Annotated in this window: 14 protein-coding genes and 1 pseudogene; 1 reads left to right on the top strand and 14 read right to left on the bottom strand. The window is 34.2% G+C overall.

What is annotated here, in order from left to right; genetic code table 11:
• A pseudogene (locus J7E66_RS27420) lies at positions 1-312 on the top strand (hypothetical protein); the annotation flags it as partial.
• Positions 313-1,022: 710 nt separating this feature from the next.
• On the opposite strand, the gene J7E66_RS27415 reads toward J7E66_RS27420, so the two are convergent.
• The 14 genes from J7E66_RS27415 to J7E66_RS27350 all read right to left on the bottom strand — a co-directional run bounded on the left by J7E66_RS27415 (position 1,023) and on the right by J7E66_RS27350 (position 16,350).
• Positions 1,023-2,189 carry a nucleotide sugar dehydrogenase gene (locus tag J7E66_RS27415; RefSeq protein WP_215006041.1) on the bottom strand — a complete coding sequence of 389 codons (1,167 nt, stop codon included), beginning with the start codon at positions 2,187-2,189 and terminating at the stop codon, positions 1,023-1,025.
• A 43-nt stretch (positions 2,190-2,232) separates the two neighbouring features.
• Positions 2,233-3,225: an acyltransferase family protein gene (locus J7E66_RS27410; RefSeq protein WP_215006038.1), complete on the bottom strand. Its 993-nt coding sequence runs from the start codon at positions 3,223-3,225 to the stop codon at positions 2,233-2,235.
• A 21-nt stretch (positions 3,226-3,246) separates the two neighbouring features.
• Entirely contained in the window at positions 3,247-4,608 is a 1,362-nt protein-coding gene (locus tag J7E66_RS27405) for an O-antigen polymerase (protein ID WP_215006034.1), read from the bottom strand.
• A gap of 8 nt (positions 4,609-4,616) precedes the next feature.
• The gene (locus J7E66_RS27400) at positions 4,617-5,804 is read right to left on the bottom strand and encodes a glycosyltransferase (protein WP_215006031.1); all 1,188 of its coding nucleotides are present in this window, start codon (positions 5,802-5,804) and stop codon (positions 4,617-4,619) included.
• An 11-nt stretch (positions 5,805-5,815) separates the two neighbouring features.
• Entirely contained in the window at positions 5,816-7,069 is a 1,254-nt protein-coding gene (locus tag J7E66_RS27395; protein ID WP_215006029.1) for a lipopolysaccharide biosynthesis protein, read from the bottom strand.
• Positions 7,070-7,080: 11 nt separating this feature from the next.
• The gene (locus J7E66_RS27390; RefSeq protein ID WP_215006027.1) at positions 7,081-7,620 is read right to left on the bottom strand and encodes an acyltransferase; all 540 of its coding nucleotides are present in this window, start codon (positions 7,618-7,620) and stop codon (positions 7,081-7,083) included.
• 25 nt (positions 7,621-7,645) lie between these two features.
• Positions 7,646-8,692, bottom strand: a complete 1,047-nt coding sequence (locus tag J7E66_RS27385; RefSeq protein WP_215006025.1) for a glycosyltransferase — start codon at positions 8,690-8,692, stop codon at positions 7,646-7,648.
• 44 nt (positions 8,693-8,736) lie between these two features.
• Positions 8,737-9,867 carry a glycosyltransferase family 4 protein gene (locus J7E66_RS27380; RefSeq protein WP_215006023.1) on the bottom strand — a complete coding sequence of 377 codons (1,131 nt, stop codon included), beginning with the start codon at positions 9,865-9,867 and terminating at the stop codon, positions 8,737-8,739.
• A 37-nt stretch (positions 9,868-9,904) separates the two neighbouring features.
• Positions 9,905-11,110 carry an ATP-grasp domain-containing protein gene (locus J7E66_RS27375; protein ID WP_215006021.1) on the bottom strand — a complete coding sequence of 402 codons (1,206 nt, stop codon included), beginning with the start codon at positions 11,108-11,110 and terminating at the stop codon, positions 9,905-9,907.
• Positions 11,111-11,114: 4 nt separating this feature from the next.
• The gene (locus J7E66_RS27370; protein WP_215006019.1) at positions 11,115-11,651 is read right to left on the bottom strand and encodes a GNAT family N-acetyltransferase; all 537 of its coding nucleotides are present in this window, start codon (positions 11,649-11,651) and stop codon (positions 11,115-11,117) included.
• A gap of 28 nt (positions 11,652-11,679) precedes the next feature.
• On the bottom strand, positions 11,680-12,279 hold the full coding sequence (locus J7E66_RS27365; RefSeq protein ID WP_215006017.1) for a sugar transferase: 600 nt from the start codon (positions 12,277-12,279) through the stop codon (positions 11,680-11,682).
• Positions 12,280-12,304: 25 nt separating this feature from the next.
• A complete protein-coding gene (locus J7E66_RS27360) occupies positions 12,305-13,540 on the bottom strand; it encodes a DegT/DnrJ/EryC1/StrS family aminotransferase (RefSeq protein ID WP_215006015.1) in 1,236 nt (411 codons plus the stop codon).
• Positions 13,541-13,574: 34 nt separating this feature from the next.
• Positions 13,575-14,456 carry a UTP--glucose-1-phosphate uridylyltransferase GalU gene (galU, locus tag J7E66_RS27355; RefSeq protein ID WP_215006012.1) on the bottom strand — a complete coding sequence of 294 codons (882 nt, stop codon included), beginning with the start codon at positions 14,454-14,456 and terminating at the stop codon, positions 13,575-13,577.
• A gap of 73 nt (positions 14,457-14,529) precedes the next feature.
• Entirely contained in the window at positions 14,530-16,350 is a 1,821-nt protein-coding gene (locus J7E66_RS27350) for a polysaccharide biosynthesis protein (RefSeq protein ID WP_215006009.1), read from the bottom strand.
• Positions 16,351-16,652: the final 302 nt, after the last annotated feature.

Here is a 16,652-nt window from a genome sequence, read left to right as displayed (position 1 = left end):
GATTCTAGTTTATCGTTTACAGGCAGCCTTTCGGCTGAAAAAGTAGCCAGATCTTCACATATACCAGTAAGCCACGACACATTATTAACTTTGTTCCACCATACGGATATTGAATCGGTAGTATTCCCTTTCGTAGATCTAGATGATTTTTCATTTCACAAAGGCCATACTTATGGCACACTCATTTGTGATCTTCAATCTAAAACTCCCTTAGGGCTATTACTAGGCTGTTTGTCAGAAACAGTCACTACCTGGCTTAAAAAGCTTCCATTTATCGAATTAGTTAGCCGAGATGCTAATAAGTACCATTGAAGTTGTCTCAATTCTCATGAAGAGAGACGTAACACTGTGCCCAAGCTGAAAAAAACACACTTAAAGACTACTTCTTTTGGGCTATCACCTAAAAAAAATCAAATTTAATTCGATCTAAAAAAGCCTCTTAATTGGGGAGGGGGAGTTATGTAGAGATTAGTAAAAAACTAGAATATTAAGGATAATGCAAAGATTGAAATCCCATAGGCCAGGAACCGCGACTTCATCCTTCTTGGCAATCAAAAGTTTTGCGGGATAGATCTTATACATAGTATAGAACAAAGGCACAACTAGCAAATATAGCCTAGTTGTGCCTTTTTGCGCGCAAAACTTCCAATTGTCCCTATAAGAGTCCCCATGGTCTCCAATCTAGAAACAGTCTCTCACCAAGATTCCGTAAGAATAATTATAGTCTAGCAGTTACAGAACTTCCTTGACAGACTCCCAGGTTTCTGAGACCCTGCAAAAAGTTGAGAAGAAGAAAGGAACCATTGCGATTCTTACTAATTCCTTACAATAAATCCGAATTTATATTGTCAACTTTTAGCTATGCAACACATTGGCACGAGAGCTTGTCTCGCCTTAATCCATAGTTGCGTAGGTTCTGGCCACATGATACCTACATTTATTATCTTATTCTATAAATCTCGACATATATCGGGTGGAGACAGACCACTAGATTAAAATACACCAGGCATCAGAATGAGGATTTAATCCCTACTAAACAAATCCCTTGTATACACCTTTTCCTCAACTTCACGTAAATCATCTGATAATCGATTTGCTACGATTACATCTGAAACCTTTTTAAACTCTTCAAAGTCTTTAATTATTCTAGAATTAAAGAATTTTTCTTCATGAAGAGCTGGTTCGTATACGACTACTTCAATTCCCTTAGCTTTGATACGCTTCATGACCCCTTGAATGGCTGACTGTCTAAAGTTATCTGAGTCCATTTTCATGGTAAGTCTATAGATACCTACAATCTTTGGATTCCTTTTTATAATCATTTCGGCAATGTGGTCTTTTCTCGTTCTATTTGCATCAACAATTGAGGTCATTATATTATTAGGAACATCCGAGTAATTGGCTAATAACTGCTTTGTATCTTTAGGTAGGCAGTATCCACCATAACCAAAGGATGGATTATTATAATGATTCCCTATTCGTGGATCGAGCCCAACTCCGTCTATGATTTGTTTAGTATCTAATCCTCTTACCTCAGCGTATGAATCTAGCTCATTGAAAAAAGCGACCCGCATCGCTAGGTAAGTATTAGCAAATAGTTTAATAGCTTCTGCCTCAGTAGAATTCGTAAACAAAACATCTATATTTTTTTTCAAAGCACCTTCAACTAGTAAATCAGCAAATACTCTGGCTCGTTCTGATTGTTCTCCAACTACGATTCTTGAAGGATACAAGTTATCATAAAGTGCTTTTCCTTCTCTTAAAAACTCTGGTGAAAAAATAATATTGTCAGTTTCAAACTTTTCTCTTACCTTCTCAATATAACCTACAGGAACTGTTGATTTAATCACCATTATAGCATCTGGATTTATAGATAATACATTGGCAATAACCGCTTCAACAGTTCTAGTATTAAAATAGTTCTTTTCTGGATCATAGTTTGTTGGAGTTGAAATGATAACATATTCTGCATCTTTGAGTGCTTTATAATTATCCGTGGTTGCGGTTAAATTTAATTCTTTTGTAGCTAAAAATTCTTCAATCTCACTATCAATAATAGGAGATCTTCCATGGTTAATCATATCTACTTTTTCTTGTATAATATCAAGAGCAATTACTTCATTGTTTTGGGCTAATAAAATTGCATTGGATAATCCAACGTAGCCTGTTCCTGCAATTGTAATTTTCAATTCAATACATCTCCGCTGCATTAATTTTTCAAGTACGTTTATTTTAGTTTTTTATATAATTATTAATTATTTTCCCCCTGATAAATGCCAAAAATAGTGAAATTGATGTCACAAAAATGTACTTTACTAAGTATTCAATAGTAAGGTCAATAATGATAAATTTTCTTACTCCATTATAAATAAATATCGCAAGAATGTGAAAAAGGTAAATATAATAAGAATTTATCGATACAAATACAATTAGTTTATTATTCAGTATATCTTTTAATAATCGGATTTTATTAATTATCAAATATATTCCAAATGTTACACTTAGACCATAAGATAAATACAAGAGTTGAGGAGGATATTTATAATCATCTGGTAGAAGTGATTTTCCACAAAGGAAATAAAATAATGTAGTAACTACTAGTAATATAAGCGATAATGAGAAAAACTTTACTACTTCAGATTTATTAATATAAAGTCTATAGCCTATCATTGCAACTATAAAATAAGGAAATGTTTGAATAATAAAATATTCAATAAATCTCGATTCAAGTATCCCATTTAACCAGCACATAGATAAAAAAGCAATATAATATAGTCCTAGCTCACCTATAAAAAGGTTGAAACTTTTGTTTTTGATCAATTTAGGAATTAAAGGGGTACCTATTGAAATAATAAGAAAAACTCTAGCAATCCATACATAACCAATTCCATCTAACAAAAGGTATGATTCTATTATTTTTTTTGTATTAATCCCAGAAGACGATATACCTAAAACTTTATAAGTAAAATAATTAATTAAAAATATTACTGTCAATATTAAGTACAAAGGGAGTATTAACTTTTTAAATCTATTGTATATATATGAAAGGAAATTATTTGAATATCGCGACTTATGAATTGACATACCTGATACAACAATTAGCATTATAACATCAAATGTACGTATATTTTGAACTAAAGTCGGGGGGCCTACATGAGCTAGTATAACTAATAATGTCCCTATAAAACGTAAAATATCCAAATTTATGTCTCTTTTTTGTACCAATCAGACTCCCTCCTTATTTTTTTAGAAGTTTTTTCTAAACCGTTTAATAACCATCCTATTAACAATAATTAATACTATTAATAGAACTGTATTACTAATTCGGTATTTTATAATATTGACTAATTCGGTATTAAACACTAAAGAATACGGAATAATTAGAATCGCGATATACAAGAATAAAAAATTATCAAAATCCAATTTATTTAACAAATCATTAATTCTTTTTAATAAAAATCCAATAAGCAACATTAAAAATAAGCCAAAAGGTCCAAATTGTGATAATACAAATGTTAAAACATCTGCAGGTGTCCCTCCTGTAGTATTAATAAACAAACCATAATAAGATGTTAAATTACTTGCCAAGACAGATGTAGTTGAAAGACCAAATAGATTTAAAAACCCATTAGGCATTGAATTCCAGATCCAGTTTATTAAATCAACACCCCAACGGTAGCCAAAATGATCATTCACGTTTTGAATATTAACCAAATTAGAGTATGGAAACGCAAATTGAGTGACAATATCCTTAAAAATGAATGTGTCATTTTCATAAAATTTGTTTCCTCCTGATGCCAAGTAGCCAAAAAGGAAATCTAAAAATGGTATTGTAGCTATACCTACTATTCCTAGAAATAAAATAATCACAAGTTTTCCTTTTCTGTTCTTCAAAAGAGAGTGAACAATAAAACCTGCAATATAAGTAAATAAAACAAATTTTCCAGCACTAAATAGGGCATATAAAAAACCGACACAAAATGCGAGGTAAAATAAAACCTTTGTTATTTTCTTTTGGGTTATAGTAAATGTTGCGTAAAAAGCATAGGGAGCCCCTAAAGTAAGTCCACCTAATGTTTTTAAAAAAAGAATGTTTTGATTCAGATAATAGGTACTGTCTACATTCGGATTTCTTAAGTAATCAGCAAGTTCTAAAGCACGACCAATTCCTCCAAGCCTGTAAACAATAAAACCAAAAGAAAGTCCCCCAACAATAAACATAAACCAACCTGCATACAGGAAAACACGTCCAAGTTTCAATTTGAAAATATTATCAATTTTATAAAAATCTATTTTTAAGTTATTAGATACATTACTGGTGTATTTAAAACCAACATAGAATAAAATATAACCTAAAACTGAATATAATAAAGCAAAGAGCCTATTTTGTAGGGTTGCTTGATTTATAAAATATATATAATCATATTCAGTATTAATAGTAGAACTATAAAAAGTATCCACTATTATAGGAATTAAACAATAATAAATTGAATAAACAGCTGTAAACACAAAAAATACATCTATTTTTTTTATTTTAGAATAGTAGATAAACAAAACTGTTAGTAAAAGTAAGAAGAAAATAATGTAAAAAATTGTAATAAAATTCATAATCCCACCTATTCATTAATCTCTATAGCTTTTTTCCAACTTTCTCTTATTTCGTCTGAACTGAAATCTTTTACCCTTTGCAAGGAAGCTTCTTTATATTTTATTTGAAGACGATCATTGGCTAATACCGTTGTAATTGCCTCGGCCAGTAACCTTTCTTCATCTGTGAGGCTGTCATTTCCACTATAATGATTTCCATCACAAACCGGTACTAACACCCCATACTCCTCCAATTCCATCTTGGTTGAAGTATTCAAGATATTCGTATTTGGAGCAATGATTTCTCGCGGCCCTGCTACACAATCTGTAGAAATGACCGGTACTCCACATGCCATAGCTTCTAAGAGTACATTTCCTAACCCTTCCACTAAAGACGAAAAGGCAAACATTTTAGCTCTTTTAACGTATTTAAATGTATTGCTTACATAGCCGGCAAATATCACGTCGTTTTCAATGTTTAATTCTACTGCAAGGTTTTTCAGATAGGATTCTAAAGATCCTTTTCCAAAGATTAGTAGTTTCGCCTTTGGATTATCTTTTTTCACTTCTTTAAACGCTCTAATTAGATGCCATTGCCCTTTTTGGTGTTCTAGTCTTCCTACACTAATAATTACATCATGATTCTCGAATAGGTCCTTATACTCATCTTCTACCGATTCATTAGCTAGTCTCTTTATCTGCTCAATTTCACAGTTGTTATAGATAGTTTGCATTCTATTTTTATTGATTGAAAAATGCTCTTCTAAGTCAAGCTCCACCATTTTAGAAAGGGAAACAACTGTATCGGCTTTATTATAGATATAGCCAAAGAATAGTCTCAGTAGCTTATTTTTCACAAAATAAGACATTCTATTTCTCACAGAAATAATCACCTTATCCTTTTGCCTAGACAATATATTTACTAGATTAGGACCATCGAGCAGGCTAATAGAAAAATCGATCTGGTAATCTTTTTTCATTTTTCTAATCTTTTTTACTCGTCTTAGGAAGTTTACGACTTTCATGAAAACATGATTACTTGGATGGATATTCACATCCATTAACTTGCCCTTATAGGGATACACCAAATTGGTCGTGTCAAAAACAATCAAAAAAACATTGTAGTCCTGTACTAATATTTGGGAAAGGTTTGATGCCATTCTTTCGGCACCGCCGCCTTCCAACTTTGTTATGATAATCGCTAAATTTTTCTTCATACATAAACTCCTTATTCCCTAACAAATTTCAATATTTTTGGTTCACAAATCCAAAAAGAAATAATGGAAACCAAAACAATCGATACAGTTGTTGCAATAGCTGCACCAAGTATTCCATAGATCGGAACCAAGACAATATCTAGTAAAATATTCAATCCCGCCGATAATATATTTAATATTTGCTGAACGTGGTACATCTTATTAATGTTAAAATAAAGCATTTCGAATACTGTCCAGTATCGGCAAATACTAGCTATTAATAGCACTTGGAATATTTTAACAGACTCCATATATTCATTAGGATAAACAAAGATAAAAATAGGTTTTGCTAATAAAATACATATTATGTGAACCAATACGATAATAGAAAAGAATAAGATTCTCGTATTGAAAAAGAATTCCTTCACTTTCCTCTTGTCGTTTGATTGAAAATATTTTACGATTTTGGCGACAAAGAACGAGGAAATAATATTAGACATTAAGTAAATACCCGCAAATAACTTATAAGCTGCGTTATAGATCCCAACTTCCTTGGAATTCAAAAAGTACTTAATCACAAAATTATCTCCAAAATTCGTTACATAGATCGCCATGGAACCAAACAATTGCCATAATCCAAATTTTAAAACCTCTAGGAAATATTCTTTATCTAAATCTGCTTTTCTAAAGTCTTCCTTATTGATATAAACTAACAAAATAAGTGATAGGGCTTCACTTGCTACACTTATATACAACACATCTAATAAATCAACATTTGCTACTAATAGTGCTAACACCGTTATTATTTTAGGTAGAAAACCCAGCAAGGATGAAACGATCTTCTTTTCTCGTGCAATAAAATAAAAGGAGAAATTTTCTTGAATGCCTCTTACGATCACCCATACAAATATTAATAGCGAGTAACTGTAACCAACATAATCATTTATTTGACGATTAAAGATAACAAATAGGATTGATGTAATCGTTACACTTATCAATAAGAGAAGATTTCTGGCTTGAATGGTTTTTCTCATATTGCCTTGATCTGCAATTTCTTTACTACCGTGAAACGTTAGAATGGAGGCCGACCAAGAAAAACCTAAGGTCGAAACAATCCCTAAAATTGTTAAAATAATCGAATAAGTTCCAAACTCATGAACACTTATTTTTCTGGTTAGTAATATATTAATAACCAAGTTTAATCCTTGTATTGATAGCTGGAGTATCGAAAATAATCCAAAATTCCAGATAGACCCTAATTTCATTCTTTTTATTATTGACAACATTTGTATATCTCTCACTTTTTTACAAACTTATTTTCGTCCAAATTGATCAAAGTTGATTTTTTATTTTCATTTGTGATATTTAATGTGTCGATAATTAATTCTTTGTTTTTCTCATAATATTCGTTAATAATACGCACTACTTTTGCAGGGGTACCAACGGCCACACTATAAGCTGGTATGGAACGTGATACAACACTACCAGCACCAATCACGCAATTCTCTCCAATTTCAACACCAGGAAGAATGATGACATCGTTTCCTATGAACGTATTACTACCTACTTTGATTTTCCCGTATATTGCTCCATTTGGATTACACAACCCTAAGTTTCTCAGAACATATATACCACCATCATGGGTAATAAATTTAACCCCTTGCGTAATTCTCACATTGTCACCTAGCTCAATTAGGTACGGCTCAGAGCCAAAACTTACTTTATAAAACACTTCACAATTGTTCCCCATCTTAGCCAGTTTATCTCTGTACATTTCGGCTCTCTTCTTACCTGAAGTAAAAGGACTTTTATCTTTTAGTAAGAATAATAAATTCATAATCGGTCTCCTTATATACTAGAATTTATCTATCCAAACAACTTTCATATATTTCGCTTATTTTATTTTTATAGTGATCCATATTGTTATAATCTAGTGCGTATTCTAAGGCGTTCGTAGATAATCCTTTCCATTTTTCATGGTCAGAACAAATGGATAACAAATGCTCTGATAACTCCTTGTTATCATTAGAAGTATATCCATTAAAGTCATTCTTCACGATGTCTTTCAGCCCATCAACAGGTGTTGAGACAAGCGGGACAGCTAAAAGCATGGCTTCTAGTGCTGCCATTGGAGTCCCTTCAAAATGAGAAGTCATTAGCATAACCTTTGCTTGACTTAACAATTTAGAAGGATTATCCATAAAGCCCATAAATGTTACCTTATCGGTTAAGCTGCTTTTTTGGACCAGCGCTTCCATCTCATCTCTAATGGCCCCATCACCGACAATACCAAATTTAAGATCCGGGTTTTGTTCTGCTACCATTTTGAATACTTCTAATAGCCTTAATGGGTTTTTTTGTTCTGCTAGTCTACCAATAAAAACAATATCAAAATCATACTGATTCGGATCCTGCTGAACTCGTTGATATAGCTCATTTTTATCGACGACATTGTACAATACTGTACATTTTTTGGATAATGCTTTTCGAAAATAGTACTCATCAAGGGCACTATTAGATACCGCAATGATGTTCTTATATTTTGGTATGGATATTCTATATAGTAAGGATTTGAGTGATAATCTCGACATATCTGTGAATTTGCAATGTACATGAGATATTACTGGGATATCACCTGACACTAAAGATGCAAAAACACTGGCTCTAATATCATGGGCATGAATCACATCCGGCTTGTATTTTTTAATAATTTGCTTAAAGCCGCGTACAGAAATTTCTTCAATTGGAATATACTTAATTCCTTTCGATTGTACGATTGTCTTAATTGGCCCAGGTGGTGATACATAGTACATGTCAAATTCGTTTTCAAAGGAATGGATAATCTGACAAGCTACATTTTCCGCCCCTGAATATATATCACTAGTTAAAAAATGAATGACCTTCTTCATAAACTATTCACCAAGATTCTTTATTAGATTTCTTAAAGTATCGTCTAATGTTTTAAACAATCCTTGTATATTGCTTCCATTTCTTTGCTTACATTTTCAATAGAGTAAGTGTTGATCAGTTTTAGATTATGTTCTCTACATTTTCCCCGTAGTTCTTCAGACTTATAAAGTCTCTCAATCGCTTCAGCAAAACCATTTACATCATCGTCCTTTATGACGTTCCCGTTCTCACCATTTCTGACCAAATCACGATTTCCCCTACAATCACTAACCACAAGAGGCAGCCCTGTTGCCATAGCTTCCATCACATTAACCGGTAATCCTTCCTGCCTGGACGAGGAAACCGCTACATCCGATAGAATCATTAGGTTTGGAATATCGTTACGATACCCTAAGAAATGAACATGGTTTTGCAATTTTAACCTTTGAACCTGATCCTGATATTGATCTAAAAGATTACCAGTTCCCGCTAGCAAGAGCTTGATTGTTGGAATTTTATTTTTTAATAGGCTGACCGCTTCAATTAAGTGGTCTTGATGCTTTCTATAACTAAGCTCCCCTGCATAGACCAAGATAAAATCACGGTCGCTGTAGCCATATTGTTCTCTAAGCCTATCTTTCTTTTCTTGAGTTTGTGGTTCGAACTTTGTTAGATCAATTCCAACGCCATGAATCTGTCTCACATCATTAACCTTTAACTTTTCTTTTGTTGCTCCAAAATCCTCATCATTAATCGTAATCACACAATCGGTAAAGCGCCCTAAGAACTTCTCTATGTTATAGAATAGTAACCAATTTTTAATTGAGGCGCCTTTAAAAAAGTGCAGCCCATGTGGGGTATAAATGACTTTTGACCCCTTCTTTCTGGTCTTTCTAGCTGCTAATCTTGTCACAGCACCTCCAGAAGGTGATTGACAATGGATGATATCGAAGTAAACTTCTTGAAACAATTTTTCAAGCTGTTTCATCGCTTTCATATTCTCAACACTAAAGGGGTTCCGCTCAAAGTCGATTTGATGTTTTATCACATTTGGATCATGAAATTCATCAATTTCTCCTTTAAAATTAGCTGCAATATGAACCTCATGCCCCATGCTTAAAAGAACTTTATAATCATACTGACCAAAAATTCTAAAATGCCTGCCCAAATGGGCTGTAACTAGTACTCTTGCCATTCTCTAAACTCCCTTAAATGAACCATTGGTAGGTTGCTTAATCTTCTCCATTATTTGAAACGTTAATTTTAATTAATGTACTTGCCTTTTCACATTTTTCAATCGCCTCTAATGGTAAATCACCTTGTGCAATAACAAAGCCAATTCGATCGGTACTACTATTAACTGCTGTAATTGTGTCACCGATTCTTTTCGTAAAAGCAATCTCCTTTATACCCTCCATAGCCTTTGCTTCTTGAACATTTTGAACATCCTCTAAAATGCCTTCTGCTGACTTCAAATACCTTATAGCTGCCCCTTTATGTTGATTGGGAGAGATTTCAACATTTTCACCAATGGCTAACCGAATGGACCATTCAACCATATTCACACCTGTTGCTAAAGGAACTAAATGAGTAGTAATATTATCCCCACCTAATCTAGCACCAATCTCAACGATTTTAGGACCCTCTTCTGTTACAATAATTTCGGTATGGGCTGGACCTACTTCAACTCCAAGTGCATTTATTCCAGAAATTGCCACATTTATAATTTCATCCTGTAGCTTAAGAGGAAGCTGAGATGGTATAGAATGTCCCATTTCAATGAAATGCGGAGCCCCAGTAGTCAGCTTGTCCGTTATCGAAACAACATGTGTAACTCCATTTACCGTCATGGTTTCTACACTGACTTCTGGGCCAACCATAAATTCCTCTACCAAAATATCTCCGGATCTAGAATGTTCTTTGACGTAATGATAAACCTCTGTTAAATCACTAGTTTGATCTGTTAAGTATACCCCTCTGCTTCCGGAATTATCAGCCGGTTTTACGATAAATTTACCCGCAAAATGAGAAGCGGCATCCATATATTTTTCAAAGCTGGACGCAATAAAAAAACGAGGAATTGGAACACCATATTTGTTTAGTTGGCTGCGCATTCTACCCTTATCTGTTGCATTTAAGGCCGTTTTCGTTGAAATAGTGCTCAATCCACATTTCTCTCCAATTGCTGCTACCGTACGTATTGGCATATCACTAGCCAAAGTCATGACAGCATCTGGCATTAGTTGTAGTGCTTTATTTACTGAATTTTCTATATCATTCGTACTGAGCTGAATAGTATTATCTGCTAATTTAAACCCTGGAGCGTTTGGGTCCATATCTTGGGCATAGACATATAAACCCATTTGCTTAGCCTTTATAATTGCTGGTACTTGTAATATTCCTGCCCCAATAATTATTATTTTTTTTTGTTTCTCCATAGCTTTACTCTCCTAAAAGAGAATTCTCTTTATTATTTACTACTGCCATTAGGATCTTGTCATGGTATCTACCTGCTTTATATAAACTTTCTTTCAATATCCCTTCCGTTTTAAAACCAATTTTTTCATAAGCTTTTATAGCATTTGTGTTATAAGAAAATACTACTAGAGAAACCCTGTGTAAATTAAGTTCATCAAATGCAAATTTAATTAAGGTTCTAAGGGCATCTGTACCTAGACCTTTACCCCGTTGGTTTTCTTCGCCTATATAAACAGATATTTCAGTAGTTCTATTAATGAAATCAATATTATTAAATCCAATGAGACCAATTAGCTGGCTTGATAACTGTTCTTCAATTCCAAATAGTTTATTTGTCTTTTCAAGCAATTTATTTTCGAACCATTTCTCATGTTCGACATCTGAAACGGGATATAAGGTACCTGTTAAATATTTCAATTTTGGATCATTAATCCATTTCAAAACCAATTCCGTGTCTTTTCGTTTTAAAGCCCTTAGAATAATTTTTTTACCAACTATCAAGCAAATACACCACACCTTAGTAGTTTCTTTAAACATTTTCATTTGTGCTGTTTATATTTTTTCTTAGAACGACATTCATGATTGTTACAATCAAAATTTTTAGATCTAATAAAAGTGAGATGTTTTTAACATAATAAATATCATTTTTAAATTTTTGTGTTTGGGAAATAGAATTTCTAAAATACGCTTGATTGTACCCAGTAATACCTGGGCTAACATATAATTTATGAACTTCTATTTCGTCATAATAATTCAATGCTTCTGGTAAATCTGGCCTTGGTCCAATAAAACTCATATCTCCCTTAAGGACATTTATTAATTGCGGCAGTTCATCCAGACTGGTTTTTCTAGTGAATTTCCCTACTCTTGTTAACCTTGGATCTTCATCCGAATTAAATGTCGAACCATCTTCATTTCGAATGTCTGGGGCATTCACTTTCATCGATCTTAGTTTGTACATTTTAAAAACTTTCTTATCTCTACCCAATCTTTCTCCTAAAAAAAAGATTGGACCACCATCTTCAAATTTAATAAGTAAACCGCAAATTGCAATAACAGGAAGAACAAACGGCATCAGTATTAAAACAAAAATAAAATCGAATATTCTCTTAAAGTATTTCTTATACACTAAAACTTCCTCCTGTGAACTTGTACTATCGGATTATTTCTTTCAATTTATCTGCCACATATTTAACATCTTCATCGGTCATCAATGTGTTAAGCGGCAATGTAATTTCATTTTTATACATATCATAAGCATTTGGATAATTCTTTATATCGAACCCTAATTTCTTATAGGCCGTATGCATCGGTAATGGTTTATAGTGTACATTTGTGGCTATGCCTTCCTCTGCCATTCTCTCAATGACTATATTACGATATTTTTCATCTTTATTAAGAAGTCTAACTAGATACAAATGTCCACTTGATGAAAAATCATTTCCATGGTGTGTTAATACTTTAACCCCTAAATCTCCTAAAGCATGGTCATACTGGTCTATTATTTGTCTTCTTCTTTCTAAAATGAATGGATATCTTTTCATTTGCCCTAATCCAATTGAAGCCATAATATCAGTCATATTACACTTAAAAGCAGGTGAAACAATATCATATTCCCAAGCACCAATCTTTGTCTTCGCAAGTGCATCCTTTGATTGCCCATGTAGAGAGAGAAGCATAAATTGTTTATATATATCCTGATCTTCTACGCCAGGGATATTTCGCCATGTTACTGCACCACCCTCCCCGGTAGTGAAGTTTTTCACCGCATGAAATGAAAAGCTAGTAAAGTCTGCAACCGATCCACTTTGTTTCCCTTTATAAATGGCACCAAAGGAGTGAGCCGCATCTGCTAAAACTATTATTCTACCAATTGATTCTTGAATTTTATTATTCGGATTAAACAGACTTCTTTTCCTCTCAACAATTTCAAAAATCCGTTCATAATCGCACATGACTCCTGCAATATCCACGGGAATAATAGCTTTCGTATTTGGTGTTATAACTTTCTCTAATTGTTCATAATCCATTTGAAAGGAGTTTTCCGCTGTATCTACTAGAACAATTTTAGCCCCAACATGGTCTATAACACTAGCAGATGCTGAATAAGTGTAGGCAGAAGTAATTATTTCATCACCTTTTCCAACTCCTAAAACTCTCAAGGTAAGTTCCATAGCAGCCGTTGCAGAATTTAAACAAACCGCCATCGAAGTATTCGTAAATTCTGCAATTTTATTTTCTAATAATTTTGTTTTTGGACCCGTTGTAATCCATCCAGATTTTAATGTATCTACCACTTCATTTATTTCAATATCTGTAATATCTGGAGGAGAAAATGGTATATTCATTCTTTTTTTTGAATTAATCGATGGAGAAGTTGATATAGTCATAAATAGTCACCCTCTTAAGTTTTGTTATCTTCGTTTAATGAACAAATTCCTTTTCCAAAATCTTCGAAAGGTAATCTAACAAATCTTTTTTCAGTTCATTTTGCTGTAATGCAAAATCAATAGTTGTTTTTATAAAACCAAGTTTTTCTCCAACATCGTACCTTGTTCCTTCAAAATCATAAGCAAAAACACGTTGAATTTGATTCAATTTCTGTATTGCATCTGTTAACTGAATCTCTCCACCAGCACCAGTTTCCTGCTGCTCTAGAAACATAAAAATTTCAGGAGTAAGAATATAACGTCCCATTATTGCAAGATTTGATGGAGCCTTACCCTGCGCAGGCTTCTCAACAAAATTCTGAACCTGATAACGTCTACCATCCTGTGATGCAGGGTCAACTATTCCATATCGATGAGTTTCTTCATTAGGAACTGTTTGAACCCCAATTACCGATGAATGAGTTTCTTCATTTATATTAATCAATTGTTTTAAACAAGGTGTTTCACTTTGGACTATGTCATCACCCAAAAGAACTGCAAACGGCTCATCACCAATAAAGTTTCGTGCACACCAGACAGCATGCCCAAGACCCTTTGGTTCCTTTTGACGAATATAATGAATATTCGCTAGGGTTGAGGAATAGCGGACCTTATCCAGTAAGTCTAACTTACCTTTATCAACTAAATTTTGTTCTAATTCATGAGCAAAATCAAAATGATCTTCAATTGCACGCTTTCCTTTTCCAGTTACAATGATGATATCTTCAATTCCGGAAGCAACCGCTTCTTCTACGATATATTGAATTGTTGGTTTATCAACAATTGGTAACATTTCTTTTGGCATTGCTTTTGTTGCTGGTAAAAATCTTGTACCTAAACCCGCTGCTGGTATAATTGCTTTCCGAACTCTTTTCATTGTTCATTCCACCTTTAAATAATTTTACAGTCATTTCAAACCGAAGGTTTGGATCTTTAGTCTTTTACTCTAATCACCTAGCTAAAACAGAAGCACCCTCAAACCTATTATTAGCCACCGCAATCAAAGTATCATGCATTTCCGTCTCAGACATATCAAGCAGACCGCCAATCAACTGACTCAACAATTCCTCATGAATAACCTTCGCCTTCCCAATATGAATCTTTGGAAATACCTGCTCCGGATGCACTTCATTCTCATTTAGCAGTTCTTCATACATCTTCTCCCCAGGACGAAGTCCAGTAAAACGTATCCCGATTTCTTCAATTGAAAATCCCGACAACTTGATCACGTTCTTAGCAAGATCAACAATCTTAACTGGCTCACCCATATCAAGCACAAACACTTCTCCACCACGTGCAAGAGATCCCGCCTGAATAACAAGCCGTGAGGCTTCCGGTATCGTCATAAAATACCTAGTCATATCCTCATGTGTAACCGTCACTGGCCCACCAGCCTGAATCTGCTTTTTAAACAATGGAATCACACTTCCACGACTGCCCAGCACATTACCAAACCGTACAGCTACAAACTTTGTATTACTATTTACAGCAAGACTCTGAATAATCATCTCCGCAAACCTCTTAGTGGCTCCCATCACATTCGGAGGATTAACAGCCTTATCGGATGAAATCATCACGAAAGTATTCACACCGAATGTGTCCGCTGCTTCTGCAACATTCCTCGTTCCAAAAATATTATTCTTAACTGCTTCTCGCGGATTATATTCCATCAATGGAACATGCTTATGTGCTGCCGCATGATAAACCACAAACGGCTTATGCTCTTCCATCAGATCAAACATTCTTGTCCGATCCTGGATATCACCGATCACAGGAACAATCTCAATTTGATTTTGATACTTCCTCCGTAGCTCCATATCAATCAAGTAAATACTGTTCTCCCCATGACCTACTAAAACAATTTTCCCAGGATTAAATTTGCAGATTTGTCGGCAAATCTCGGACCCTATTGAACCGCCAGCACCTGTCACTAATACCGTCTTTCCTGTGACATACTCTGAAATACTGCCGATATCTAACTCTACTGGTTCCCTTCCGAGTAAATCCTCAACTTGCACCTCACGGAATTGATTAACAGAAATCTTTCCTGTCATCAAATCTTCCAACTTAGGAATAATTTGCGTCTTGGCTTTTGTTTTTGCACATTCCTCAAAAATCCGATTTAACTCTTTCTGACCTAACGAAGGGATCGCAATAACAATATTGTCAATTTGGAATTTCTCAACTGCCTCCGTAATATGGCTCGAATTTCCTATCACAGGTATCCCGAGAATATCCAACTTATATTTTTTCGCATCATCATCAATAAACGCCACTGGCTTTAAATCAAACTCATGGTTATGAAGCAATTGCCTTGCCACCATCGTTCCACCAGAGCCAGCACCAATGATTAATGTTCTTTTGATACTTTTCTGCTTCGACATGTAACTATCCCGAAACATTCTCCATGAAAACCTTGAACCACCAATTAACAGGACATGTAGCATCCATGTGATCATTAATGCTCTGACATAAATGTTATGAAAAAGTAATTCTTGCATAAGTGCTGTTACCGCAATTGAAAAGGTAACTGCCTTAACAATTGCAGTTAATTCTCCAACACTTGCATATTCCCATGCTTTTTGATAAAGCTTATAAATAGAAGCAAATAAATGATGGCATAAAAATAATGTAAGCCAAGTAACCTGTAACATTGGAATTTCAAAAACATTTACACCCGGAACCAGCGTCATATAGCTTATGTAGATAGCTGTTAACACAATAACTGAGTCCAAGACAGCGAGCGCAGTCAATCTTTTTCTATACGTCACCTGTACATTCCCCCTTTTTCTATATCTCGTTTATCTAGTCCTCAAAAACAACTAAAGCAAGTGGGCAAAAAAAATAAATACCTAATGGAATTGCAAGTGCTTACATCACTTATTCTTTCATTAGATATTTATGGTTAATTTTTTTAAAATCGGGCATCTAACCTGGCCTCACATCATGCTTTTGACGACATGCGTCTAAGGTCCTCTGATGGACCCACAGCACAATCGAGTGCCCCCATCGATAACGGGCAGGGAGCCTCGCCGTTCAGGTATAAAGACCTAAAACGATGTAGATAATAATC

The organism is Bacillus sp. ISL-7 (genome assembly GCF_018613065.1).
The sequence above is the reverse complement of the archived record's forward strand: the minus strand, read 5'-3'. Positions and strand labels throughout refer to the sequence as shown.

What these genes read in the sequence shown, in the direction of transcription:
- J7E66_RS27405 (WP_215006034.1), bottom strand. Translation starts at nt 4,608, where the DNA reads ATGAATTTTATTACAATTTTTTACATTATTTTCTTCTTACTTTTACTA.
- J7E66_RS27400 (WP_215006031.1), bottom strand. Translation starts at nt 5,804, where the DNA reads ATGAAGAAAAATTTAGCGATTATCATAACAAAGTTGGAAGGCGGCGGT.
- J7E66_RS27395 (WP_215006029.1), bottom strand. Translation starts at nt 7,069, where the DNA reads ATGTTGTCAATAATAAAAAGAATGAAATTAGGGTCTATCTGGAATTTT.
- J7E66_RS27390 (WP_215006027.1), bottom strand. Translation starts at nt 7,620, where the DNA reads ATGAATTTATTATTCTTACTAAAAGATAAAAGTCCTTTTACTTCAGGT.
- J7E66_RS27385 (WP_215006025.1), bottom strand. Translation starts at nt 8,692, where the DNA reads ATGAAGAAGGTCATTCATTTTTTAACTAGTGATATATATTCAGGGGCG.
- J7E66_RS27380 (WP_215006023.1), bottom strand. Translation starts at nt 9,867, where the DNA reads ATGGCAAGAGTACTAGTTACAGCCCATTTGGGCAGGCATTTTAGAATT.
- J7E66_RS27375 (WP_215006021.1), bottom strand. Translation starts at nt 11,110, where the DNA reads ATGGAGAAACAAAAAAAAATAATAATTATTGGGGCAGGAATATTACAA.
- J7E66_RS27360 (WP_215006015.1), bottom strand. Translation starts at nt 13,540, where the DNA reads ATGACTATATCAACTTCTCCATCGATTAATTCAAAAAAAAGAATGAAT.
- galU (WP_215006012.1), bottom strand. Translation starts at nt 14,456, where the DNA reads ATGAAAAGAGTTCGGAAAGCAATTATACCAGCAGCGGGTTTAGGTACA.